This window comes from Pseudomonas sp. FDAARGOS_380 (assembly GCF_002591235.1).
Lineage (GTDB): Bacteria > Pseudomonadota > Gammaproteobacteria > Pseudomonadales > Pseudomonadaceae > Aquipseudomonas > Aquipseudomonas salmasensis.
Window position 1 is genome coordinate 376,222 of the sequence record NZ_CP023969.1, and the last position, 22,236, is coordinate 398,457.

The following is a 22,236-nucleotide window of genomic DNA, read 5'->3' on the forward strand; positions in this document are numbered from 1 at the left end:
CTACAAGTAACTAATCACGCCACACGATTGAGTTGCACTGCGTGCTGCTCGACAAACCTGGCACTCAACTCGATCACCCGCCGGTACTGTAAATCGACCGTGATCATGTGGTAGCAGTTGTCCAGCAGGATCTTGGTCACCGGCCCGCCGAGGTGGCGCTCTACGTAATCGGCGTTCCAGCGGCTGGTGATGTCGTCCTCGATGGAATGCAGCACCAGCGCCGGCACCTTGATCTGCGGCATGCGTTTCTTGACCACGGCGTTCATGCGGTGCAGCTCGCGCACGGTGATGCCTTCCATGGTCAGCAACCCCGCCTCGCTGCTTTCGCCTTCCTTCATCTGCCGCTCGACAATGGCCCGCAGGCGCTCGTTCTTGATGCCGTAGGGCGGCTTCTCCTCAAAGCTACAAATGTGCACGCCGAACGGAATCTTCATCAGCAAGGGCGTGAGAAACGCCAGTTTGTTGATGCTCCAACCGTCGTACTTCAAGGTGGTGGAATACATCAGCAACCCGGCAACTTGCCCTGGGTGTTCGGACGCCACATACATCGACATCACCGCGCCCATGGACAAGCCACCGACAAACACCTGGGCGTGGCGCTGCTTGACCTGTACGAAGGTCTTGCGCACGCCTTCGTACCAGTCCTGCCACCCCGTAGCTTGCAAGTCGCTGTTGTCACCGCAGTGCCCGGCCAGCGTGGGCACATACACCGTGCAGTTGCCCGCCTTGGCCAGGCCCTTGGCGACCTGACGCAATTCGGTCGGCGTGCCGGTCAGGCCGTGGATCAACAGGATCCCGACCGGACCCTCACCGAGAACGAAACCGGCAGTGCCTTCACCGAGGTCGATCCCTTGAGCATTCACCGCGTGGTCGCTCGCACCAGCAGTTGCTCCAGCAACTTGAGGCCCAGGTCGATTTCCGGGTAGCTGATCTCCAGGGACGGCGCCAGGGTGATCACGTTCTTGTAGTAACCGCCCACGTCGAGGATCAACCCGAGTTTCTGGCCGTCTACCACCATGTCGCCTTTCATGCCTTCTTCGACCATGTAGTCCAGGGTCGCCTTGTCCGGGGTGAAGCCATCCGGGCCGCAGATCTCGCAGCGCAGCGCCAGGCCCAGGCCGTCCACATCGCCGATGATCGGGAAGCGTTTTTGCAAGTCTTGCAGGCCTTCCAGGAAGTATTTGCCCTTGGCCATGACCATGGCGCCGTAGTCGACTTCGCTGGTCATCTTGAACATTTCCAGGCCCACCGCGGTACCCAACGGGTTGGAGGCGAAGGTGGAGTGAGTCGAACCTGGCGGGAACACCTTCGGGTTGATCAACTCTTCACGGGCCCAGATACCGCCCAATGGGTTGAGACCATTGGTCAACGCCTTGCCGAACACGATCACGTCCGGTTGGACGTCGAAGTGCTCGATCGACCAGAGCTTGCCGGTGCGGTAGAAGCCCATCTGGATTTCATCCGACACCATCAAAATGCCGTGCTGATCCAATACGTGCTTGAGCTCGCGGTAGAAATTCATCGGCGGGATCACGTAGCCACCGGTGCCCTGGATCGGCTCGACATAGAAAGCTGCGTATTCGCACTGGTTGGTTTTAGGGTCCCAGACACCGTTGTATTCGGTCTCGAACAAGCGGGCGAACTGCTGCACGCAATGGCTGCCGTACTCTTCCTTGGTCATGCCCTTCGGGCCACGGAAGTGGTAAGGGAATGGGATGAAATTGGCGCGTTCGCCAAAGTGGCCGTAGCGACGACGATAGCGGAAGCTGGAGGTGATCGACGAGGCGCCGAGGGTGCGGCCGTGGTAGCCGCCTTCGAAGGCGAACATCAGGCTTTTGCCGTTGCTGGCGTTGCGCACCACTTTCAGGGAGTCCTCGATGGACTGCGAGCCGCCGACGTTAAAGTGCACGCGACCATCGAGGCCGAACTTGTTCTTGGCATCGACCGCGATCATTTCCGACAGCTCGATCTTGCCTTTGTGCAGGTACTGGCTGGCGATTTGCGGCAGCGTATCGATCTGCTTTTTCAGCGCGTTGTTCAGGCGCGGGTTGGCATAGCCGAAGTTGACGGCCGAGTACCACATTTGCAGGTCGAGGTAGGCCTGGTCTTCGGTGTCCCATACATACGAGCCTTCGCAGCGGCTGAAGATACGCGGTGGCTCGATGTAGTGAACGGTGTCGCCGTAGGAGCAGTACTTGGCTTCTTTATCCAGAAGCACCTGGTCTTCGGCGGTAGCGATACGGATATCAGACATGATGGAAGAGTTCCTGTTTGTCAGAAGAGGTGTTGAAGGTGGTGGCGTTGGCAGCGAGGCCTTGTGGCAGCTTGGCCAGCAACGCCGGCACTTGCGCAAAGGTGTCGAAGCGCGCGTGAGGGATCTGGTGGGCGACGCAGTAGTCGGCGAGGCTGCCCTTGGCAAACACGAAGTCGGCGGTGGAGGCCACGCACATGTCGGACTTGCCGTCGCCGATCACCAGCACGCGCTTGTTGCGCGGCGTGGATTTGCACTTGCAGTTGCCGGACGCGGCGCGGCAGGCATCGCTGGCATACGGGAAGTCGATGCGCCAGCTGTCCTGGTCGACCTGGCGCAGGCGGTTGGCGAGGATCGGCAACAAAGTCACGTAGTTGCGCGAAAGGATGCGGGCAATGCCCTGCTCGATGCCGTCGCTGACCACTTCGATGGAGGCACCCAGGCCCATGACGTGATCGACAAAGTCCGGGAAGTCCGGGTCGATCTCGACGCTGTCGAAGTACGCCAGCAGTTCAGCGGGGGTGGCCTTGATCAGCGCCAGTTGGCGGCTCAGGCATTCGCGTGAACCGATATGCCCATCCAGCCATTCCTGCTCAATGGTTTCCCACTCGGGGCCGGCGAAGCGTTGGAGGACGTTGTCGATGACATCGGTGGGGGTAATGGTCCCGTCGAAGTCACACACGATATGCCAGTTGATCATCTGCCTTTCCTTTAGGTAAAGGGCCTTGGAGGAGCGCGCTGTCTGCGCTTGCCAAGGGATAGAGCAGGGACTGTGCCAACTGGCCAAAAGCCCGCAGGGCTGGGGGTTTGGGCGAAATGCGCAGCGATATATGTCGCAGGAGCTACAATTTTTGTAGCTTGCTACAAACAACATGAGTGCTTGCGCAGGCGCGTCGGTTTGCGCGTTCATGCGCGCCTGCCCACCTTCAGGAAACGTCCCCATGTCCAAGCTTGCTGCTGCTGTATTCACCGGTTTACTTGGAGGGTGGGGCCTTTGCGGGGCCGCATGGGCAGAGGGCATTACGGGCGATGTGGGCGCGGGCCTCAGCTATCAGCCCCACGACCCCACTGGCAGCCGCTACGAAACCCGACCTGTGCCGTATCTGGACCTGGATTGGGGCAACGTCAGCCTGAGCACCGATGACGGCCTGACCTGGAGCGCCCTGGATACCCACGGCCTCACCGCTGGCCCCTATATCAACTACCTTTCGGGGCGTACCTCCAACGGCGAGTTGCAAGGCCTGCGCAACGTGTCGGACATGGCGGAAGTGGGCGGTTTCGTCCAATACGCCCCGGCCAATTTTTGGCGGGTCTACGCGCAATTGGGCCAGGCCGTGGGCGGCGGGCATTCCCAGAGCGGCGCCCTAGGTAAAATCGGCGGCGAACTGGGTTACCCCTTGGGTGGCGGGATTATCGGCAGCAGTGGCCTGGTTGCGCATTTTGCCGATGCGCGCCAGACCAATACCTTCTTCGGCGTGGACAACAACGAAGCCGTCGCTTCAGGCCTGCGGCCTTATAACGCGAGTGGCGGCTTCCAGAACGTGACGCTGAGCCAAAGTTTTTCCTTCCCCCTGGCGCCCCATTGGTCGCTGCTGACCAGCGCCAGCTGGGTACACCTGGTGGGGTCGGCGGCCAAGAGCAGCATCGTCAAAGAGGCTGGCCAGGTGAATCAGGGCCAGGTACAGACGGCAATCAGCTACACCTTCGACTGAAACACCCGTGAGCAAAACCGGGAGCAAAATGTGGGAGCGGGCTTGCTCGCGAAAGCAGTGTGTCAGTCAGCTAATACTTAACTGATCCACCGCATTCGCGAGCAAGCCCGCTCCCACATTGGGTCTGTGCTCATAGCACTATGTTCAGTGTTCTTCGCCTTCAGCCAACAGCGCGATACCACCGATAATCACCACCACACCCACCCAATGCAACACGCTGATGTGCTCCCCCAGCCCCAGCCAAGAACCCAGCAATACGGCCACAAACACCAGCGAACTCAGCGGAAACGCCAGGGACAAACTGCTACGCCGCAAAATCAGCATCCACACAAAAAACGCCCCCAGATAGCTGGCAATCGCCGCCAGAATTCCCGGGTTGCGCGCCACGTCGGCCAGCCATTGCCAACTGAAGTCCATCGGCCCCAATTGATCGCCGGCTACCTTGGTGAATAGCTGCCCAGCGCTTTCGGTGGCGATCAGCAGTGCCCACAGCACCAGGGTGCCAAGCCGCCCATGCAGCCAGCCGGTATGGATTGTTTGCGTTGTCATGCCTGGTTCCCCGCGATTGCTACCAACATCACACCCAAAGTGATCACCAACGTGCCGAGCCAACGGCGTCGGCTGACGGTTTCCTTGAGCACCACCCTGCCCGCCAGCACCACCAGGCAATAGGCCAACGCCGCCAGCGGAAACAGCAGACTCAAGGGCGCACGGGACAGCGCTTCGAGCCAGACAAAAAACTCAATCACATAGGCGCCGACGCCGGCCCACAGCAGCGGCGCATTGAACACCTGGCCCCAGAACGCGCGCAGGCGGAAACCGCCATCGAGTTGCGGCAAACGGTCCACGCCCAGTTTGAAACACAGCTGGCCAATCACATCGAGGACGATGGAAAACGCCAGTAACAACACCACGGTCAGGGTCACGGGAACAACTCCTCAAACAGGTCGATCAAGGCTTCGTTGGTTGCGGCGTTACGCTGCAAGTCTTGCGGGCTCCAGCGTTCCGGTGGCGGCTGGTCGGACTTGGCCTCCCAGCGCTTGAACGCGTTGCTGAATGCCGGCGTAGCGAACTCCCCGCAAACGTCGATGCCAATGATGCGTTTACCCGCCGCCAATGCCCGCAGGGCCTGGAGCAAATGGGTCAGGCGCATGCCGCCCTGGTCCCAGTTGGTGGCGGCGTCTTCACTGGCCAGCACATCTTTGTCGATGGTGATCCAGATCGCCTCGGTGGGCAGGCTGGCAATCATCTGGTCGAGGAAGGCTGCCCAATCCAGGTCCGCCAGGTTGCGCCAGTGCAGGTGGTTTTCCTGTTGCTGGTGGCCGGCGCCGTCACCCACCCGGCCCCAGACCTTGGAGGGCGGATGCTGCCAGGGAAACAGCTGCAAACGCCCACGCTTGAGCGCACCAAGGTTGCCGCCGCGCAGTTGCGGGTTATGCAGGTCATCGCTGCACGGGCCGAGGGTGACGATGCGTTGGATCGCCGGCATCTTCAACGCCCGGTTGACCCACGAACCGCAGTGCCGCTTGGGCGCAAAGCGCACCCAGTCGGGGTGGTTGTCAAAGTGGATCAGGCTGACAGGCTCTTTGAGGTCGGCCAAAAACCCAGGCGTGAGGTGGTGATAATCACCGGAGCCGACAAACAGGATTTCCGGGCGCGCGTCACGGGGCCGTGGCCGTTGGGCCAGGCGCTCGACGAAACGCTTCCAGGTTTTTTCGGTGGACCACAAACGCAATTTCGGGCCCAGGTCCAGCAGGTCCAGGCGCGTGGCCCGACCGCTGGCCAACCGCCGGGCAATCGGTGCCTGGCCGGTGAGGCTGTGGTCAAGGTCAAGAATATTCAAGGTAAGTTACACCCCTAATGGCAGCGCCCAACCGCAGGCCGGTTGGGCTTTAGGGGGGTAATGCAAGGGATGGGCCAGCGCTTCTCTTAATGCCCACACAGATCAAATGTGGGAGCTGGCTTGCCTGATGGCCATGGGTATCTACACAACTTTGCGCGTTGTAACAGCAGACGCTAACCACGATGCGAAGCGAGCCGCTCTTGATCTTGATCTGCTTTTGATCTCAGGCGCCCCGTTAAACCACGCTGGCCGAACGCAGGCTTGAATTCGTGGGTAACCCGGCAGGACGCCGGGTTAGCCGCCCCGCGCCATGGATGGCGCGTGGCGGCGGCCCACGGATTCAAGACTGTGTTCGGGCACACCGAGCCCAAGCGAGGTGCCGAGTGGTGGGGCAAGAGCGTTTTGCTTACTTTTGCGCTTTTCAAAAGTGAGCCGCTGTCAGAGCGGAACCCTAGGTGGCCGTTACCTAAATAACGGATATATACCCGGTCCAACTGTGTTGACTGTTAGGCCGCCTTCGCAGGCAAGCCAGCTCCCACATTTGAATCGCGGGGTGTCAGGTAGATAGGCGTTGGCTGTCAGGTCGTCACGGGAGCAAGCTCCCTCGCCTCAGGCCCAGCGTCACACCAAAGCTGTGTAGATACCTATGCTGCGATGGCGGTGTGTCAGCCACCTCATTTGCAACTGACAGCCAGCTCCCACATTTTGCTCCGTGCTCGGCCTCAGGATCTCGATTCGTTGATGATCTGGCGAATCGCACCGACGAAGGCTTCAGCCGGCTGCCCACCGCTCACCGCATATTGGTCATTGAAGACAATGGTCGGCACCGAACTCACCCCCCGGGAAACCCACAGCTGCTCCTGCTCGCGGACCTCGGCGGCGTATTCATCGCTGGCAAGAATCTCGGCGGCGCGCGCAATGTCCAGCCCGACGCTTTCGGCGATGATCGCCAGGGTTGCATGGTCGGAAGGATCCTGGCCGTCGCTGAAATAAGCCTTGAACAGCGCTTCCTTGAGGTTGTACTGCAAACCTTCCAACCCGGCCCAATGCAACAGACGATGCGCGTCGAAGGTGTTGTAGATACGGCTCTGGCCGTCGGTGCGAAAAGCAAAGCCCAATGCGGCGCCCATGTCACGGATACGCGCACGGTTGGCCTGGGACTCTTCAGCGGTGGAGCCGTACTTTTCGGTGATGTGCTCGACGATGTTTTGACCTTCGGCGGGCATGTTCGGGTTCAGTTCGAACGGTTGAAAATGAATCTCGGCCTGCACCTCGCTGCCGAGCTGGTCGAGGGCTTCGGTCAAGCCGCGCAGGCCGATGATGCACCAGGGGCAGGATACGTCGCTGACGAAATCGATTTTCAGGGGAGTACTCATGGTGGGCAACCTCGCAGGCAGTCATGCGCATAAAGGTTGCACGATACACCACCTTCACAGCACCTTCGAAGGCTCGCTCAAATCGATCTGCGCCCAATGCGCGGCATCCTGGCGATGGGCTTGCAGGTAGGGCAACACCGCCGCCAGCAAAGGCGCCTTGAACGCTTCCTGAAAACGGTGGGCCAGGCCGGGAATCAATTTCAACTGGCTGCCCTGGATATGCGCGGCCAAGTGCACGCCGTGCATCACCGGCAGCAAAGGGTCGGCGGTGCCATGCACCACTAGCGCAGGCACGCGCAGTTGGTTGAGCAAGGGCACACGGCTTGGCTCGGCCAGGATCGCCATGATCTGACGCTTCACGCCTTCGGGGTTGAAGGCGCGGTCATAGGACAGCGCCGCCTGGTGCAGCAACGCCTGGCGATCGTCCTTGATATCCGGGCTGCCCAATGCCGCGAGCAAATCCGCCTGTTGCTCCAGCGCCACCTCACGGTTGGGCGCGCTGCGCCGCGACAGCAATTGCACCAGCGCCGCGTTCGGCGCGGGCAGGCCCTCGGCGCCGGAGCTGGTCATGATCAGGGTCAGGCTTTCCACGCGCTGCGGCGCCATGGCCGCCAGGTGTTGGGCGATCATGCCGCCCATGCTCGCGCCGAGTACGTGAAACTGCTGCACCTGCAACGCATCCATCAACCCCAGGGCGTCGTCGGCCATGTCGGTCAAGGTATAAGGCGCGGCCACCGGCAGGCCGAGCTTGTAGCGCAGCACTTCGAAGGTCAGGTTGGCGCTCGCCGGCGCCTGCCGCCAGGTGGACAGGCCGACGTCACGGTTGTCGTAGCGAATCACCCGAAAGCCTTGCTCACACAAAGCCACCACCACTTCATCCGGCCAGTGAATCAGCTGCCCGCCCAGGCCCATCACCAGCAGCAACGCAGGGTCGGAGGCACGGCCGATACTTTGATAGGCGATGCTCACCTGAGCCAGGTCGACCGTTTGGGTCGGGACATTGACATCACATCGAGAAGCCGCAAAGGACGGCAGGCCGAACAGGAGAGCGGCCACTAAAAACAACGCACGCATGAAAAACACCAAAACGCAGAACCCCAGTAGAGCGCGAGTCTGATGAAGTTTGTTCAAGCGCGCTGCCACAGTTCGATGACAGTTTGATGAAGAGTGCCCAGTGGTCGTGGTCGACACGCCCCACAACATGAGACAAAATCACGCAATCCGTTTTCGTCGCAAATTTTCTTCATGGAGCGCCTGTGCTCGAAATCCGTCACTTGAAAACCCTGCACGCCTTGCGCGAAGCCGACAGCCTGGTGGAAGCCGCCGAGCGCCTGCACTTGACCCAGTCCGCCCTCTCCCACCAGTTCAAAGAGCTGGAAGAGCGCCTGGGCATGCCGCTGTTCGTGCGCAAGACCAAACCGGTGCGTTTCACCAGCGCCGGCCTGCGCCTGCTGCAATTGGCCGACGCCACCCTGCCGTTGCTGCGCGGTGCCGAGCGCGATATTGCGCGGCTGGCCGGCGGCACCGCCGGGCGCTTGCACATGGCAATCGAATGCCACAGTTGCTTCCAGTGGCTGATGCCGACCATCGACCAGTTCCGCGATGCCTGGCCGGAAGTCGAGTTGGACCTGGCCTCGGGCTTTGCCTTCGCGCCGCTGCCGGCCCTGGCCCGTGGCGATCTGGACCTGGTGGTGACTTCCGACCCGCTGGAACTGCCAGGCATCACCTACGTGCCGCTGTTCACCTACGAAGCCATGCTGGCGGTGGCCAACCAACACGCGCTGGCGAACAAGTCCTACATCGTGCCCGAAGACCTGCTGACAGAAACCCTGATCACCTACCCGGTGGAACGTGACCGCCTGGACATCTTCACCCGCTTCCTGGAACCGGCCGACGTCGAACCGGCCCAGGTACGGACTTCGGAGCTGACGGTGATGATGATGCAACTGGTGGCCAGCGGCCGTGGGGTGTGCGGCATGCCCCACTGGGCGCTGCATGAATACAGCTCACGCGGGTATGTGAAGGCCAAGCGGTTGGGCGAGAAAGGGTTGTTTGCAACGTTGTATGCGGGCATTCGGGCCGACATGCTGGATGCGCCTTATATGCGCGACTTTTTGCTGACGGCCAAGGACACCTCGTTTTCCACGCTGGATGGCGTCAGCGCGGTGCGTTGAGCGATCAACGTAGCTCACGCCACATGTGGATCTTGTCGAAGTATTCGACGCCAACCCGCACGGCCAACGGCTCGAGGCCGTATTGAATGAAACCACAGCGCTGGTAGAGCGCAAAGGCGGCGTCATTGCCGGCGGTGACGGTCAGTTGGATCAGTTTGAGGCGCGGGTGGCGGCGGGCTTCTTCCAGTGCGGCTTGCACCAGTTGCCGTCCAAGCCCCTGCTGTTGATAAGCCTCGGTCACGTACATGCCGAACAAGGTCACCTTGTGCCGGGCCTTTTCCCGTGGTTCGAATGCAAGGCCGACAATACCTGCCAACTGATCGCCGTCGAAGGCGCCAAACAGCCGGTCCAGTGGGCTGCCAAGGCGTTTTTCCCACCAGCTCAAGGGCATCAAGGCACGTTCGGCCACGCTGGAGGTGAACGTCTGGGGATAAGCGCCGTAAGCCTCGAGCATCAGCGCGCGATAGGCTTGCGCATCGTCGGTGCCCAGCGGGCGAATCATCATGCGGTAGCCAGCCCATCGCGATAGAACGGCAGGATCAAATCGTGTGTCAACGGCGCCAGATGCAAGTCACCTTCGGCCATGGGATCGATCCAGCGCACCTCTTCAATCTCGGCAGCAGGGGTGACGGCAACGTCGATCTGCACCTTGAACAGCTCGGCCTGTACGGTAAAGCCCGGCTCGTTGGCCGCGGGCGCCGAGAACTGGCCAAGATAGACGGCTTCGCTCGGGTCAATGCGCAGGTTCAGCTCCTCGCGCAGCTCACGGACGAGCGCCTCGGCAGGTTGCTCGCCGGCGTCGATCTTGCCACCCGGTTGCATGAATGCCAGGGTATCGCGCTTGCGCACCAGCAAGGTTTGACCGTCGCCACGGATCAACAGCGCGGCTGCAATGCGGATAGTCTTGGACATGGAACGCCCTCTCTGGGATTGAAAAGCGGCCAAGGATCCCACGCGTATTCTGCACACGCAACTCGCGCGCGCAGGGCGATTTTTTCCGACATACATACACCGCAGGGTCCAGTTTCGGCCACCCTACACTCGCAAACTCATATTCAGCAGGGCTCGCTGCACCTCGGTGCGCCGTGCCCTTTTATAAGAGTTTACCCATGCACAATTCATTGCCTGCCCTCAAAGAATCATCCACTGACGAACCGCAACCGCTGCCGGCCGACAGCACGTCAACCACTACCGTGCAACCGATGACGCTTGCGGTCGTGCCGCCGGCTTCACTTTCTGCCGAAGAACAGCTGGCTCACCTCACCCGTGAACTCGACAAACTCAATGCACAGACCTCTGAGCTGATAGGGCGACAGCCGAGTGTCGGCCGTGTGTACCAGCAGCAATTGGCCGACATCTTTCCCGATGTACATCTGCCCATCAATCCCAACCAGATTTTTTTCACTCGCTATCGCGAAGACCAGAAAGGGCAAAAGCACCTGCTGTCCTGCGAACCCCTGGGCTCGCTGCTGGCCACCTTACGCGCGCCTGGCGCAGCGTCTTATCTGACCGAAGAGAGCGGCGCTTTCTACCGCGAATGCAACACCCTGGACACCGATAAACGCCTCTCTCCCACTGCCTCGATGACAACCCTGGCCGCCAGGCTGGAAATTGCCATCACCTTGAGCCTGAATACATTCTGGGGGACTGGCGAGCCCTCCCAAGCCGACACGGAGGGGCAATTGGTCGCACTGCGACGACAAGTGCTGGCCCATCAACTGGCATTGCGCTCGGTGGACGGCACGTTGTCGGCGCATGCACAAACGCTGGCGCAGAACGTGCTCAAGTACCCAAGTGCTGCGGCACGTAATCAGGTGTTTACCCTCGACAACAGGCCCACGGTGTATCGGCTGGCACTGGAGGATGGTAGTGAATTCGCCGGCGCATTCATTCTGGCCCCCACGGGCACGACCCCTCTGACGGGCAACGTGATGCTCTATAGCCCAAGCGAGGAGTTTGAGGAGTTTGAAAACCTGGCGCGGTTGAATCACACCGTCGCAACCCGCATACAAGACGGCTCAGCGGCAGGCAAGCTATTGATCGCAAGCCTGCCGACGGCCGCCCGCGCCGCGCTGAACGGCTTGCCCGTACTGACGACAGACCCGTCACCGATAGACGCTGACGTGATTGCTGACAGTGTTCGCGCATTGCGAGTCAGGCAACATTTCTCTGTCCGCAATAGCTTGCACAGGGAGCCCTTACCCACCACAGGCGAACTCGACCTGGCCGCAGACCTGACGCCACAGTTGGATGTCGCGAATGCCTTTATGGCACGCACCCTACGCTTGTTGGCGACCGAACCCGCATGGTTGAAAGCCTCCAACGAGCAAGACCAGGCCCGGTACAGGCAACTGGAGCAGGAACTGATTGACAGCAATGAAGAGCTTGCGCCTCATCTTGAGAGGATCTTGACACTGGAAGCGTTCTCCCAGCAGGAGACCGAGCGAGTGCTGAAAAAACAGAAACCTGCGTATGCCAATGTGGACATTGACCCTTATAGAAGCCTGGTTCATCTGCGCGTGACAACGTCCTCCCGGTCCGCCGAGGTGACGGGGTATCGTAACGAGGCGGCCACCCTTGTCTACATCAGCGAAGACCGCAAGATCCATATCCCGCAGTGCCTGCCGGGCCAAAAACTTATGTGGGGCACCTGGCGTACCCAAGCCGTGGTGGATTTGCGCACACTGGGAAACTACACCCAACGTAATGTCGACCCTTGGTCGGTACATGGCATACACAGAATAATCAGCGCTACCGTCAACATCGTCGACACGGCCGGCAACCATCACGGAAAACTCGGGAACGACGATTTGCGTGCCCTCGCCACAGAGGCTGACATTGGGCAAAAATACGATACGTACCTGCGCTCAGCCTTCTCGCAGAGCAGCGGGACAAGCACCTTTGCGGCAGCCTGGCAGCGCGCCAACGCGGCAAGAATGAACAAGGACGCCCTTGAGAGCCGTCTCAACCCTGACGCCGCCAAGCTGTTTACATTCAAGACGCCAGGCAGTGGGCTTGACTGGATAAAGGCAGTTACCGAGCACCCCGATTCAGCTACCCGGCCCCGGGTCAGCGAGTTCGAGATAGAGGTCAACCTACTGGTATTGGGTGCCGCGCAGGAAAGGGGTCAAGGGGGACAGGTCATGCATCGCGTCCTGGTCATTCATCGAAAAGGCACCAAGCCTGATGGGGTCAGTGTGCTGTATACCCCGGATGCGCCAGATGGCGGGCCCTTCAGGGAACTGGTCAACGGGTTGGCAGAGCTGGACACGCTGAAAGCAAAACCCGAATGGCAGACCTACTTCAGTTCCCAAATGGCCACAAAGGATACGACCGAGATAACGCGGATCCTCAACGATACGCGCAGTGTGTACCGCTACACCTTGACCCCGATAACCGGTAATTTCCACGCCTACCTGTATTCGGCGCAACTGGGTTTTCAGCTCGCGCACGCCGATTACCGTTCACGGAGCAATGCGCAAATTTTCCGCGAGTCGGCGGTGAACGCCTTTATGTTTGGAGTGGACGCAGCTGACTTTCTGCTCGGGCTGATACCCGGCAAAACCGCCCTGTCGTTTTTGCGTCGAGGTATCAACCGTGGATTAGACGTGGCCAAACAGCTTGGGCGGCGCATTCCGGGACTGGCCAGTAAAGTCGGTACGGGCAGGAACATCGGCATCGTACAGACCAGTGCTTCAGTCCGCCCGCTGGAACCCGCCTGGGTCAATGCGGCCCCGTATCGGCTGCCTGAGCAGATAACACCGCACTTTGACGTCGCTGAGTTTGCCCGCACCCACCGATACCGTCTGTTGCGCCGGTCGGGCAGCGCACCGTGTTTTTTTGATAAACACAATAACCAGTTCATCGCGATGCGCGACGCTACAGGCCGCTATCATTTGTATCAGTCCTATTTAGAGGACGGCGCACGCTATGTAAAAGACCCGGCAGGTAACCAGGTGGATTTTATGGTCGTGCCAGGAGACGCAAAGAGCTGGAAGCCCCGTTACGAACGAAATGCTGTAGGTGGAGGTTCCGTTCTGGGCGCCCTGCGTTCTCTGACCCCTGAACAGCAAGTGGACGCGGACATGATCGCGGCCATGCGGCTTTTCGCAACAGAAGGGGAAATGCGCGATTTCGAGCGCGTCATAGAACAAACCGACGCGGCCCTGAAACTCAACTTGATCACTCACGCCCGACAACAGCTCGGCCCCCTGGATGAAGCTGAATTTCGCCGCTGGGTATCGAACCCGAAAAGCCTGAGCCGGACCCACCAAGAGAGATTGCGCAATAGCGTGTTAAACCTGCGGTCCGAACTGGCCACGCTTGAACATATACACCTGTCGACCCATCATTTTGCGCAACATCTGTCTGCGCTGGACAAGGAGGAACTGTTTAAGAAAGTCAAAAGGCTCATTGGCAAAAACGACAACTTAGACAAACAAATCAGAACATCGATTGCCGTTCTCGACCCCGATACAGAGGCACAATTTGTCGGGTATGCCATCACGAATAAACATCAGACCGCGATGGATAAATTCGCGGCAAAATATGAACTTTCTACTTGGCGAGAGGCTGCACTGACAGTGTTTGCAAACAAGCCCGAACACCTACGACGTATTAATCAACTCGCCTCCGATCAAGGTATTACACACCAGCAGGCGATACGCCGATTCTCGTTGCTGCCTGAGACAAAAAGCACCCTGGATGCCTTCATGAAGGATACCTTCAAGGCGAAAATGACCAGGCTTCAAGTCACCTCCTTTTCAGAGGATTTCAAAAAATCCGGCGTTCCCTATATCGCCCTATCCCGAGGCCAGCACGGGGCAGACGCTGGCATAGCCATGGTGGACAGCAAAGACGTCACAGCATTTGAAAAAGCCCTGCCCAAATTCTCTACACCCTTGGAGTTTGAGCAACCCCGCCCTCCAACCCGAGGCCAAAGGCCAGAGCCGTCCGTGCCCCCAGCCCCGGATGTCCTGCCCTTACCCACTCGCGATCCGCACATCAACATCGTGAAGCTCGATGATCTGGCGCACACCCAGAAAAAACTCATGCCCGCCCCGGCCACGGCCAAACTTGAGCAAATCACCCAGGATATCCAAGCCGGACGCCTCAGCCGCAAGCGAATAGGCAACTACACCTATGTCGATTTACCCCAAGTACAGGCCGGCTCGGGCCGCGGTCTTTGGCGCGTGGCAATTGAACAGAACGGCAAAGAAGGTGGCAAAGATGTCTACATCATCAGGGGCATCTTTGATTACCACGGCAGCAAGCACGTAGCCTGGGGCGTATAGCTACAGGAGTGGCGACACCTCGTCGGGCGTCTTGATAAACACACTGTACTTGGCGCCTTCCATCGCTTCGAACGCGATTAATTTGTCCACCAGCGGCAAGTTCAGCACCTTGCCGGCATTGAGCAGTAGCATGCCGTTATCGGCGTTGAGGTTGCGGGCCAGCACCATACCGGCCTCAAGCTCACGAGTGGTGAGGACTTTGACCGTAGGATCGCCCAGGGTCACGTCGGTGAGGAAGGTGGCGCAGGCTTGCACAAAATCTTCCACCAACGCCGGGTCATACAGGCGCCCGGCGTACTTGCGGATATACAACAGCGCTTCGTCGCTGTTGAGGTGGCGCTCCAGGATCAGGCCTTTTTGCAATTCGATAAAGTCCACCGCCAGCTTCAGCAGCCGTGAACCGGGCGGGATGGTATCGCCCTTGAGGTGGTCGGGAAATCCCGTGCCGTCCCAGCGTTCCTGGTGATGACGAATGATCCGCGCCGCGTCTTTCATCGGCTCCAGGGTCATCAGCAGCGACTCGCTCTGCCCCGGATACTCACGGTACAAGCCACGGTCGGTGCTATGCAGTTTGTCCGACGGTGCAACCATCATGCTGTCGGTCCAACTCAACTTGCCGATGTTGTACAACGCGGCGGCCATGGTCAGGTCGCGGGTGCTGGCTTCGTCCATGGACTGGGCGGCGCAGTACACGCGGATCAACTCGATCAACGCGCGGTTGGTCTGTTTGTCTTTGGGCAAGCGCAGGTTGGCCAGCAGCGAAAACACTTCGGTGCCGGTCACGTAGCTGCGCTTGAGCTCGTCGTAGGCCAGGTCGAGCATGTCGGCGGTTTGTTGTAATTCGGCGGTACGCGCCGCCACGCGTTTTTCCAGGGTGGCGTTGAGCAGCTTGAGCTGTTCGGTCTGGTCTCGGGCCAGGCGTTCAAGGCGTTGGTGCTCAAGGGTTTGCTGCAACACCAGCTGCAACTCCTCGTCATTCCAGGGTTTGCTGATGTAGCGGTGGATCTGCCCGTCGTTGATCGCCTTGATGATGGTGGTGAGGTCGGCGTAGCCGGTGAGCAGGATGCGGCTGGTGGCGGGATACAAGCGGTGAACCTCGGCCAGCAGCGTGGCGCCGTCCATGCCGGGCATGCGCGCATCGCTCATCACCAGATCGATGGGCCGGGTCGCCATGATCTCCAGCGCCTGGGCGCCGCTGGTGGCCAATACTACGTCATAGGGCTGGCCGCGCAACAGGCGGCGCAGGCTGTTTAGGATCGACTCTTCATCGTCGACCAGCAAAACAGCGGACTTCGTAGCGAGTTGTTCATCCATGGCGACTCTGCCTTCAAATTAAACGAAGTTAAGCTAAATTGAATCCGCGCAATACAAAGCGCGATTGATTTGACGCCAACTGGCCGTCGATATCAAGGGAACTCAACTATGCTGCATTGCATACTCGCGCCCCGTTCAGTTGTAGAACCAGGGAAGGAATTGTCATGCCATCAAGCCTTTTGCATGTGCCGAGTGCGCCATGAAGACGGAATCGGGCCGGGCCAACCGGCGCATCCTGATCGTCGACGACACCGCTTCGATCCACCAGGATTTTCGCAAGATCCTCTGTGCCGACGAGCACGGCGAGCCCTCCCTCGATACTCTGGAGTCCGCCCTGTTCGGCACCACGGCGCCGGTGCGCCAGGCGTTTGACCTGGATTCCGCCTACCAGGGCCAGGAAGCCTTGGCACTGGTCAAGAAAGCCCTGGACGCCCACTCACCCTACGCCATGGTGTTTATCGACATGCGCATGCCTCCTGGCTGGGACGGCCTGCACACCATCGAACAGCTGTGGGAGGTGGACCCCAACCTGCAAATCGCCCTCTGCACGGCCTATTCCGACTATTCCTTCGAGGCCATCGAAGCGCGCCTGAAATACAACGATCAACTGCTGATCCTGAAAAAGCCCTTCGACCACCTGGAAATCCGCCAGATGGCCAGCGCCCTGACCTGGAAATGGCAACTGGCCCAGGACGCGGCCCTCAAGGTGATCAGCCTGGAGCGCACCATCGAGGAACGCGTGCAGGAGCTGCTCAAGGTCTCGCATTTATTGCAATACGACGCACTGACCGAGTTGCCCAACAGCACCTTGCTCGGCGACCGCCTGACCCAGGCGATCGCCTTGAGCCGGCGGCACGACACGCAACTGGCGGTGATGTTTCTGGGGCTTGACCGCTTCAAGCGCATCAACAACGCCCTGGGCTATCCGGCAGGCGATGAGGTGCTTGCGCAGGTGAGCCTGAGCCTGGTGGCGGCGATACGGGCCTCGGACTCGGTGTTTCGTTATGGCTCCGACGAGTTCGTGGTGCTGCTCAACGACATCCAGCATCCCCAGCAAACCCAGCACATTGCGCAAAAGGTGCTCAATGCTGTCAGCGCGACTCGCCATGTGGCGGGGCATGACCTGAGTGTGAGCGCCAGCCTGGGCATCAGTATTTACCCCAATGACAGCGACAACGCCGTGGGCTTGCTCAAGCACGCTGAAACCGCGATGCGCACCAGCAAAGAACGCGGCCCGGGGGATTTCAGCTTTTACACCGAAGACATGAACCTGCGCGCCCAGCACCAGCAAAACCTGGAAAGCGCGATCCGCCAGGCGCTGGACCGCGATGAGTTTGTGCTGCATTACCAGCCCAAGCTGGCGCTGGAGTCCGGGCGCATCGTCGGCGCGGAAGCGCTGACACGCTGGTTTCGACCGCAGTCGGGCTGGGTCAGCCCGGCGGATTTTATTCCTGTGGCCGAAGACAGCGGCCTGATCGTACGCCTGACTCAGTGGGTACTGCGCCAAGCCTGCGCACAAGCCCAAGCCTGGCGCGAGATGGGCCTGGCGCCCCTGCGCATGTCGGTGAACATCTCGGCGATCGACTTTCGTCAACGGGACTTCGTCGACAACCTGGCCGCCATCCTTAAAGAAACAGGCCTGCCGCCCACCCAACTGGAACTGGAAATCACCGAAAGCGTGCTGATGCAGAACGTCGATGAAACCGTGGAGACCCTGCAAAAGATCAAGGCCATGGGCGTCCGCCTGGCCCTGGACGATTTCGGCACCGGCTACTCCAGCCTCAGCTACCTGCGGCGCTTTCCCATCGACGTGCTGAAGATCGACCAATCCTTCGTGCGCGGCCTGCGCATCAATAGCCAGGACGAACAGCTGATCAGCGCTATCATCGGCATGGGCAAGAGCCTGGAGCTGAACATCATTGCCGAAGGCGTGGAAACCATCGACCAACTGAATTTCCTCAAAGCCCAGCGGTGTGAAGAGGGCCAGGGCTTTCTATTCAGCAAGGCGCTGCCTTCGAAAGATTTTGTGCAGTTGCTGCAAACGGATAGCGCGACACTGATGCCCGATCAAGAAAATAAATAGCCCTAGGCCTGCAAGGAGTGCTCGCTTGAGCAACGTCGTAAACTACCGTTCTGGCCTGATGTTGGCGTTATGCCTGGGCACCGCACCGCTCGCAGCCGCGCCGCTGAACGAAGCGCTCAAGCCCTTGCCGGCGGTTCCCGTACTGGACCCGGCCAAGGTTGAGTTGGGTCGCCAGCTGTTCAATGAGCCGCGCTTGTCGGTCAACAACACCTTGTCCTGCGCCAGCTGTCACCTACTGACCAGCGGCGGCGCCGACAACAAGCCGTTCTCCATTGGTTTTGACGGCAAACCGGTGCAGATCAATACCCCTTCCGTGTTCAACGCCAGCCTGAACTTCAAACAATTCTGGAACGGTCGGGTGGACACGCTGGAGGCCCAGGTCGAGCAGGTAGTGATCAGCCCGGTGGAAATGGGCAGCGACTGGAATACCGTGGTGCACAACCTCTCCGCCCTACCCGCTTACCAGAACGCGTTCAAGCAGGCCTACCCCGATGGCGTCACCGCCTCCAATGTGCAAAACGCCCTGGCCACCTACGAGCGCACGCTGCTGACACCCAACTCGCGGTTTGACCAATACTTGCTGGGCGACACCGATATCCTGACCACCCAGGAAAAATACGGCTACCAACGCTTCAAGGACTACGGCTGCATCGCCTGCCACCAGGGGGTGAACATTGGCGGCAATATGTTCCAGAAGTTCGGCGTGATGGGCGACTACTTCAAGGCCCGCGGCAACCCGCTGGAATCGGACCTGGGGCGCTACCTGCTGACCCAGGATGAAGAGGACCGCCATGTGTTCAAGGTGCCCAGCCTGCGTAATGTGTCCGTCACTGCGCCGTACTTTCACGACGCCTCGGCCAAGACACTTGAAGAGGCGGTTGACGTGATGTTCAAGTACCAGTTGGGGCGCAACCCGTCCCAGGAAGACAAGGACCTGATTATCCAGTTTCTCAAGACCCTGACTGGCGAATGGGCGGGCAAGCCACTATGAGACCCTTGTCACGCCGACGTACCAGCCAAATCCTGCTAGGCCTTATCACCCTGTTCCTGGCCTCCACACTGGTGTTTTTGTACCTCAAGTCTTCGCGCGACCAGACGGCCACGTATACCCAATCGCGCGACTTGATCCGCCAGCTCCAGCAGCTCAATGCCCAATGGGACAGCGAAGTGCTCAAGGCCCGCATCGCGATCACCCACAACTACGACCCACTGGTCACACCGCTGACCGAAATGACCCGCATCGGGGCTGAACTGCAGAGCCGCAACACCTATCACAGCGCTGCCGACCTGCCCGGTTGGCAGGCCAGCTATGCCGCGTATCTAAAGGCCATCGAAGAAAAAGCCCGGTTGGTCGACCAGTTCAAATCCCACAACGCAGTGCTGCGTAACTCATTGGCATTTTTGCCGACGGCCGAAGACGACATACAGGCCCAATTCAACAGCATGACCGATGAAGGCCGGCTGCAACTGCAAAGCGTGGCCACCGACACCTACGACCTGCTGCTCAGCAGCCTGGAGTTCGCCCAGGTCACCAGCGACGAACGTGCCGCTGATATCCTGGTGGGCCTGGGCAAACTGGCCATCAACCAACAGAGCCTGCCCAGTGAGTTCCAGGCACCGGTAGAGATTCTCAGCAATCATATTTCGCTGATCCTGCGCGAACAGCCACTGGTCAACAGCCTGCTCGAGCGAATTGCCGCCGTGCCGGTAGCCGAACACCTGGATGACCTGACCACCCACCTTAATCAAGACCAGCAAGCCGCTGACCTCATCGACCACCAATACCATCGCTACCTGCTGATCTTCTCGACCTTGCTGGTGGTGCTACTGCTTTACCTGGCGGTGCGTCTGCTACGCAGTTTCGCCGAGATCAACCGCGTCAACCGCGCGTTGCAGGCCGCCAACGAAACCCTGGAGCAACGGGTGGAGCGGCGCACGCAACAGCTCAAGGATGCCCAGAGCGAGCTGATGGACAGCGCCCGCCAGGCCGGCATGGCAGAGATCGCCACCAACGTGCTGCACAACGTCGGTAACGTGCTCAACAGTGTGAATATCTCTGCCGACCTGGTCAGCCGCAAACTGCGCGCCAGCAAAGCGCTCGGCCTGGGCAAGGCCATGCAGTTGATCAACGCCCACCCAGGCGACCTGGGTACCTTCCTCACCGAGGATGAAAAGGGCAAATTGCTGCCGGGCTATCTGAACCAGTTGGTCGAAGCGATTGCCATCGAACAGCAAGGCATGAGCGATGAGCTGGCGCAGTTGAGCAAAAGCGTGGACCACATCAAGGACATCGTCTCGACCCAGCAATCCTATGCGGGTGCGTCTACGTTGTTGGAGCCGGTCAATATCAGCGCCTTGATGGACGACGCCCTGCGCATGAACGCCGGCGCGCTGAGCCGTCACCATGTCACTGTTGTGAAGGCGTACTCCCCGGTGCCGGAGATCTTGGCGGACAAGCACAGGTTATTGCTGATCATGGTCAACCTGATCAGCAACGCCAAATACGCCATGGACAAACTGTCGGAGCGGCCACGGCAAATCACCCTGGCGGTGGAATCGGTAGGCGACGAGACCCTGAAGATCAGTGTGAAGGACGATGGCGAAGGCATACCGCCCGAGAACATGGCACGCATCTTCACCCACGGTTTTACCACCCGCAAGGAAGGCCACGGCTTCGGCCTGCACAGCTGCGCCCTGGCCGCCGTGGAAATGAACGGCCAACTCAGCGCCCATAGCGACGGGCCGGGCCTCGGCGCCGTCTTCACCTTGACCATCCCCCTGACCCTTGCCGGAAGCAGCTCATGAACCAACCTCCCAACCGGCGCATCCTGCTGATCGATGACACACCGTCCATTCATGAGGATTTTCGCAAGATCCTGATGCCCGACGAAGCCTCAACCGAAGCGCTGGATGAGATGGAGTCGGCACTGTTCGGCGACGCGGCCAAACCTCAAGCCCAGGCATTCGAACTGCACGGCGCGTATGGCGGCGAGGAAGGCCTGGCCTTGCTGACCAGCGCCATGGCGCAACAGCGCCCCTATGCGTTGGCCTTCGTCGACATGCGCATGCCCCAGGGCTGGGACGGCGCCAAGACCATTGAAGAACTGTGGAAAGTCGCCCCCGACTTGCAAGTGGTGGTGTGCACCGCCTACTCGGACTATTCCTGGGATGACCTGCTGTTTCGCCTGCACGCCCACGACCGCCTGCTGATCCTGAAAAAACCGTTCGACAACATCGAAGTCCAGCAAATGGCCAACACTCTGGCCAACAAATGGGACATGGCCCGCCGCGCCTCCCTGCAAACCTCGCAGCTGGAACGGTTGGTGGAAGAACGCACCCAAGCGCTGCAACTGGAAATTGAAGAGCGCAAGCACCTGGAAAGCCAACTGGTGCAGTCGGAAAAACTCGCCTCACTGGGGCAACTCGCGGCGGGTGTCGCCCATGAGATCAACAACCCGGTGGGCTTTATTTCCTCCAACCTCAGCACCCTCGACGGCTACTTCAAACAGCTGCAACAGATGCTCGATGCTTACCAGCGCAGCGAAGCGCATATTGCTGAGCCAGAACATCGCGACCCACTCACGGCCTTGCGCAACGAGCTGGACCTGGATTTTCTCAAGGACGACATTCCGATCCTGATCCGCGAGTCTAAAGACGGCATCGGCCGTGTGGTGCAGATCGTCAAGGACCTGAAGAACTTCTCACGGGTGGATAACGACCAGACCTGGCAATTTGCCAACCTGCAGCAAGGCATCGACTCGACGCTGAACATCGTCGCCAGCGAACTCAAGTACAAGGCCGATGTGGTCAAGCACTACGCGCCGCTGCCGGAAATCGAATGCCTGGCCTCCCAACTCAATCAGGTGGTGATGAACCTGGTCATCAATGCCGCACAAGCCATGGGCCCGGAGCGCGGCACCATTACCATCAGCAACGGGGTGGAAGGCGAACACGTGTGGCTGGAAGTGGCGGACAACGGCTGTGGGATTGCGCCTGAAACCGTGCAGAAGATATTCGACCCATTCTTTACCACCAAACCAGTGGGCGAAGGTACGGGGTTGGGGTTGTCGTTGTCCTACGGGATCGTCAAGAAACACCGTGGCGATATCAGCGTCAGCAGTGAGCTGGGCAAGGGTACGAAGTTTCGGGTGGTACTGCCGATTCGGCAGACGGCGGCGTAGGACACGCC

At 59.7% G+C, this 22,236-nt stretch carries 18 protein-coding genes; 7 read left to right on the top strand and 11 right to left on the bottom strand.

From position 1 onward, the window contains the following. Nucleotides 1-14: 14 nt before the first annotated feature. Genes CRN80_RS01950 through CRN80_RS01960 form a run of 3 tightly spaced genes read right to left on the bottom strand, consistent with a single transcriptional unit; the run spans nucleotide 15 to nucleotide 2,951 of the window. A complete protein-coding gene (locus CRN80_RS01950; RefSeq protein ID WP_098949451.1) occupies nucleotides 15-863 on the bottom strand; it encodes a carboxylesterase in 849 nt (282 codons plus the stop codon). After that, complete coding sequence (locus CRN80_RS01955) at nucleotides 860-2,254, bottom strand: aspartate aminotransferase family protein (RefSeq protein WP_032893337.1); 1,395 nt, start codon at nucleotides 2,252-2,254, stop codon at nucleotides 860-862. Before CRN80_RS01955 ends, CRN80_RS01950 begins: the two co-directional genes overlap by 4 nt. Continuing rightward, nucleotides 2,247-2,951 carry an MtnX-like HAD-IB family phosphatase gene (locus CRN80_RS01960; protein WP_032893338.1) on the bottom strand — a complete coding sequence of 235 codons (705 nt, stop codon included), beginning with the start codon at nucleotides 2,949-2,951 and terminating at the stop codon, nucleotides 2,247-2,249. The genes CRN80_RS01955 and CRN80_RS01960 overlap by 8 nt, the downstream gene beginning before the upstream one ends. Before the next feature lie 241 nt (nucleotides 2,952-3,192). On the opposite strand from CRN80_RS01960, the gene CRN80_RS01965 reads away from it, so the two are divergent. Next, nucleotides 3,193-3,963: a MipA/OmpV family protein gene (locus tag CRN80_RS01965; RefSeq protein WP_003188933.1), complete on the top strand. Its 771-nt coding sequence runs from the start codon at nucleotides 3,193-3,195 to the stop codon at nucleotides 3,961-3,963. 144 nt (nucleotides 3,964-4,107) lie between these two features. Here CRN80_RS01965 and CRN80_RS01970 read toward each other — a convergent pair whose 3' ends face one another. The 5 genes from CRN80_RS01970 to CRN80_RS01995 all read right to left on the bottom strand — a co-directional run bounded on the left by CRN80_RS01970 (nucleotide 4,108) and on the right by CRN80_RS01995 (nucleotide 8,256). After that, nucleotides 4,108-4,512, bottom strand: coding sequence for an EamA family transporter (locus CRN80_RS01970; protein ID WP_098949452.1), 405 nt, complete (start codon nucleotides 4,510-4,512; stop codon nucleotides 4,108-4,110). Then, the gene (locus tag CRN80_RS01975) at nucleotides 4,509-4,889 is read right to left on the bottom strand and encodes an EamA family transporter (RefSeq protein WP_003188930.1); all 381 of its coding nucleotides are present in this window, start codon (nucleotides 4,887-4,889) and stop codon (nucleotides 4,509-4,511) included. Before CRN80_RS01975 ends, CRN80_RS01970 begins: the two co-directional genes overlap by 4 nt. After that, the gene (locus CRN80_RS01980; protein ID WP_098949453.1) at nucleotides 4,886-5,806 is read right to left on the bottom strand and encodes an arginase; all 921 of its coding nucleotides are present in this window, start codon (nucleotides 5,804-5,806) and stop codon (nucleotides 4,886-4,888) included. The genes CRN80_RS01975 and CRN80_RS01980 overlap by 4 nt, the downstream gene beginning before the upstream one ends. 722 nt (nucleotides 5,807-6,528) lie before the next feature. Next, nucleotides 6,529-7,182, bottom strand: coding sequence for a DsbA family oxidoreductase (locus CRN80_RS01990; protein ID WP_098949454.1), 654 nt, complete (start codon nucleotides 7,180-7,182; stop codon nucleotides 6,529-6,531). 54 nt (nucleotides 7,183-7,236) lie between these two features. Then, nucleotides 7,237-8,256 (bottom strand): alpha/beta fold hydrolase, encoded by a 1,020-nt coding sequence (locus CRN80_RS01995; RefSeq protein ID WP_034126527.1) that lies wholly within the window; start codon nucleotides 8,254-8,256, stop codon nucleotides 7,237-7,239. A 182-nt stretch (nucleotides 8,257-8,438) separates the two neighbouring features. Between CRN80_RS01995 and metR the strand changes: the two genes are divergently transcribed. Beyond that, nucleotides 8,439-9,356, top strand: a complete 918-nt coding sequence (gene metR / locus CRN80_RS02000; protein ID WP_003188924.1) for a transcriptional regulator MetR — start codon at nucleotides 8,439-8,441, stop codon at nucleotides 9,354-9,356. A 4-nt stretch (nucleotides 9,357-9,360) separates the two neighbouring features. Here metR and CRN80_RS02005 read toward each other — a convergent pair whose 3' ends face one another. Together CRN80_RS02005 and CRN80_RS02010 are read right to left on the bottom strand one after the other, a co-directional pair. Next, nucleotides 9,361-9,861 carry a GNAT family N-acetyltransferase gene (locus CRN80_RS02005; protein ID WP_098949455.1) on the bottom strand — a complete coding sequence of 167 codons (501 nt, stop codon included), beginning with the start codon at nucleotides 9,859-9,861 and terminating at the stop codon, nucleotides 9,361-9,363. Beyond that, the gene (locus CRN80_RS02010) at nucleotides 9,858-10,268 is read right to left on the bottom strand and encodes an NUDIX domain-containing protein (protein WP_044274720.1); all 411 of its coding nucleotides are present in this window, start codon (nucleotides 10,266-10,268) and stop codon (nucleotides 9,858-9,860) included. Before CRN80_RS02010 ends, CRN80_RS02005 begins: the two co-directional genes overlap by 4 nt. A 197-nt stretch (nucleotides 10,269-10,465) precedes the next feature. On the opposite strand from CRN80_RS02010, the gene CRN80_RS02015 reads away from it, so the two are divergent. After that, nucleotides 10,466-14,650 carry a dermonecrotic toxin domain-containing protein gene (locus CRN80_RS02015; protein WP_098949456.1) on the top strand — a complete coding sequence of 1,395 codons (4,185 nt, stop codon included), beginning with the start codon at nucleotides 10,466-10,468 and terminating at the stop codon, nucleotides 14,648-14,650. Here the strand turns inward: CRN80_RS02015 and CRN80_RS02020 are convergent, their stop codons facing one another. Then, nucleotides 14,651-15,964: an HD domain-containing phosphohydrolase gene (locus CRN80_RS02020; protein WP_098949457.1), complete on the bottom strand. Its 1,314-nt coding sequence runs from the start codon at nucleotides 15,962-15,964 to the stop codon at nucleotides 14,651-14,653. A 199-nt stretch (nucleotides 15,965-16,163) separates the two neighbouring features. On the opposite strand from CRN80_RS02020, the gene CRN80_RS02025 reads away from it, so the two are divergent. The 4 genes from CRN80_RS02025 to CRN80_RS02040 are packed head-to-tail and all read left to right on the top strand — an operon-like array spanning nucleotide 16,164 to nucleotide 22,228. Continuing rightward, the gene (locus CRN80_RS02025; RefSeq protein WP_032893349.1) at nucleotides 16,164-18,047 is read left to right on the top strand and encodes a bifunctional diguanylate cyclase/phosphodiesterase; all 1,884 of its coding nucleotides are present in this window, start codon (nucleotides 16,164-16,166) and stop codon (nucleotides 18,045-18,047) included. 25 nt (nucleotides 18,048-18,072) lie between these two features. Next, the gene (locus tag CRN80_RS02030; protein WP_098949458.1) at nucleotides 18,073-19,038 is read left to right on the top strand and encodes a cytochrome-c peroxidase; all 966 of its coding nucleotides are present in this window, start codon (nucleotides 18,073-18,075) and stop codon (nucleotides 19,036-19,038) included. Further along, nucleotides 19,035-20,852 carry a DAHL domain-containing protein gene (locus CRN80_RS02035; RefSeq protein WP_098952563.1) on the top strand — a complete coding sequence of 606 codons (1,818 nt, stop codon included), beginning with the start codon at nucleotides 19,035-19,037 and terminating at the stop codon, nucleotides 20,850-20,852. Before CRN80_RS02030 ends, CRN80_RS02035 begins: the two co-directional genes overlap by 4 nt. Further along, nucleotides 20,849-22,228 carry an ATP-binding protein gene (locus CRN80_RS02040; protein WP_032893352.1) on the top strand — a complete coding sequence of 460 codons (1,380 nt, stop codon included), beginning with the start codon at nucleotides 20,849-20,851 and terminating at the stop codon, nucleotides 22,226-22,228. Before CRN80_RS02035 ends, CRN80_RS02040 begins: the two co-directional genes overlap by 4 nt. Nucleotides 22,229-22,236 lie beyond the last annotated feature (8 nt).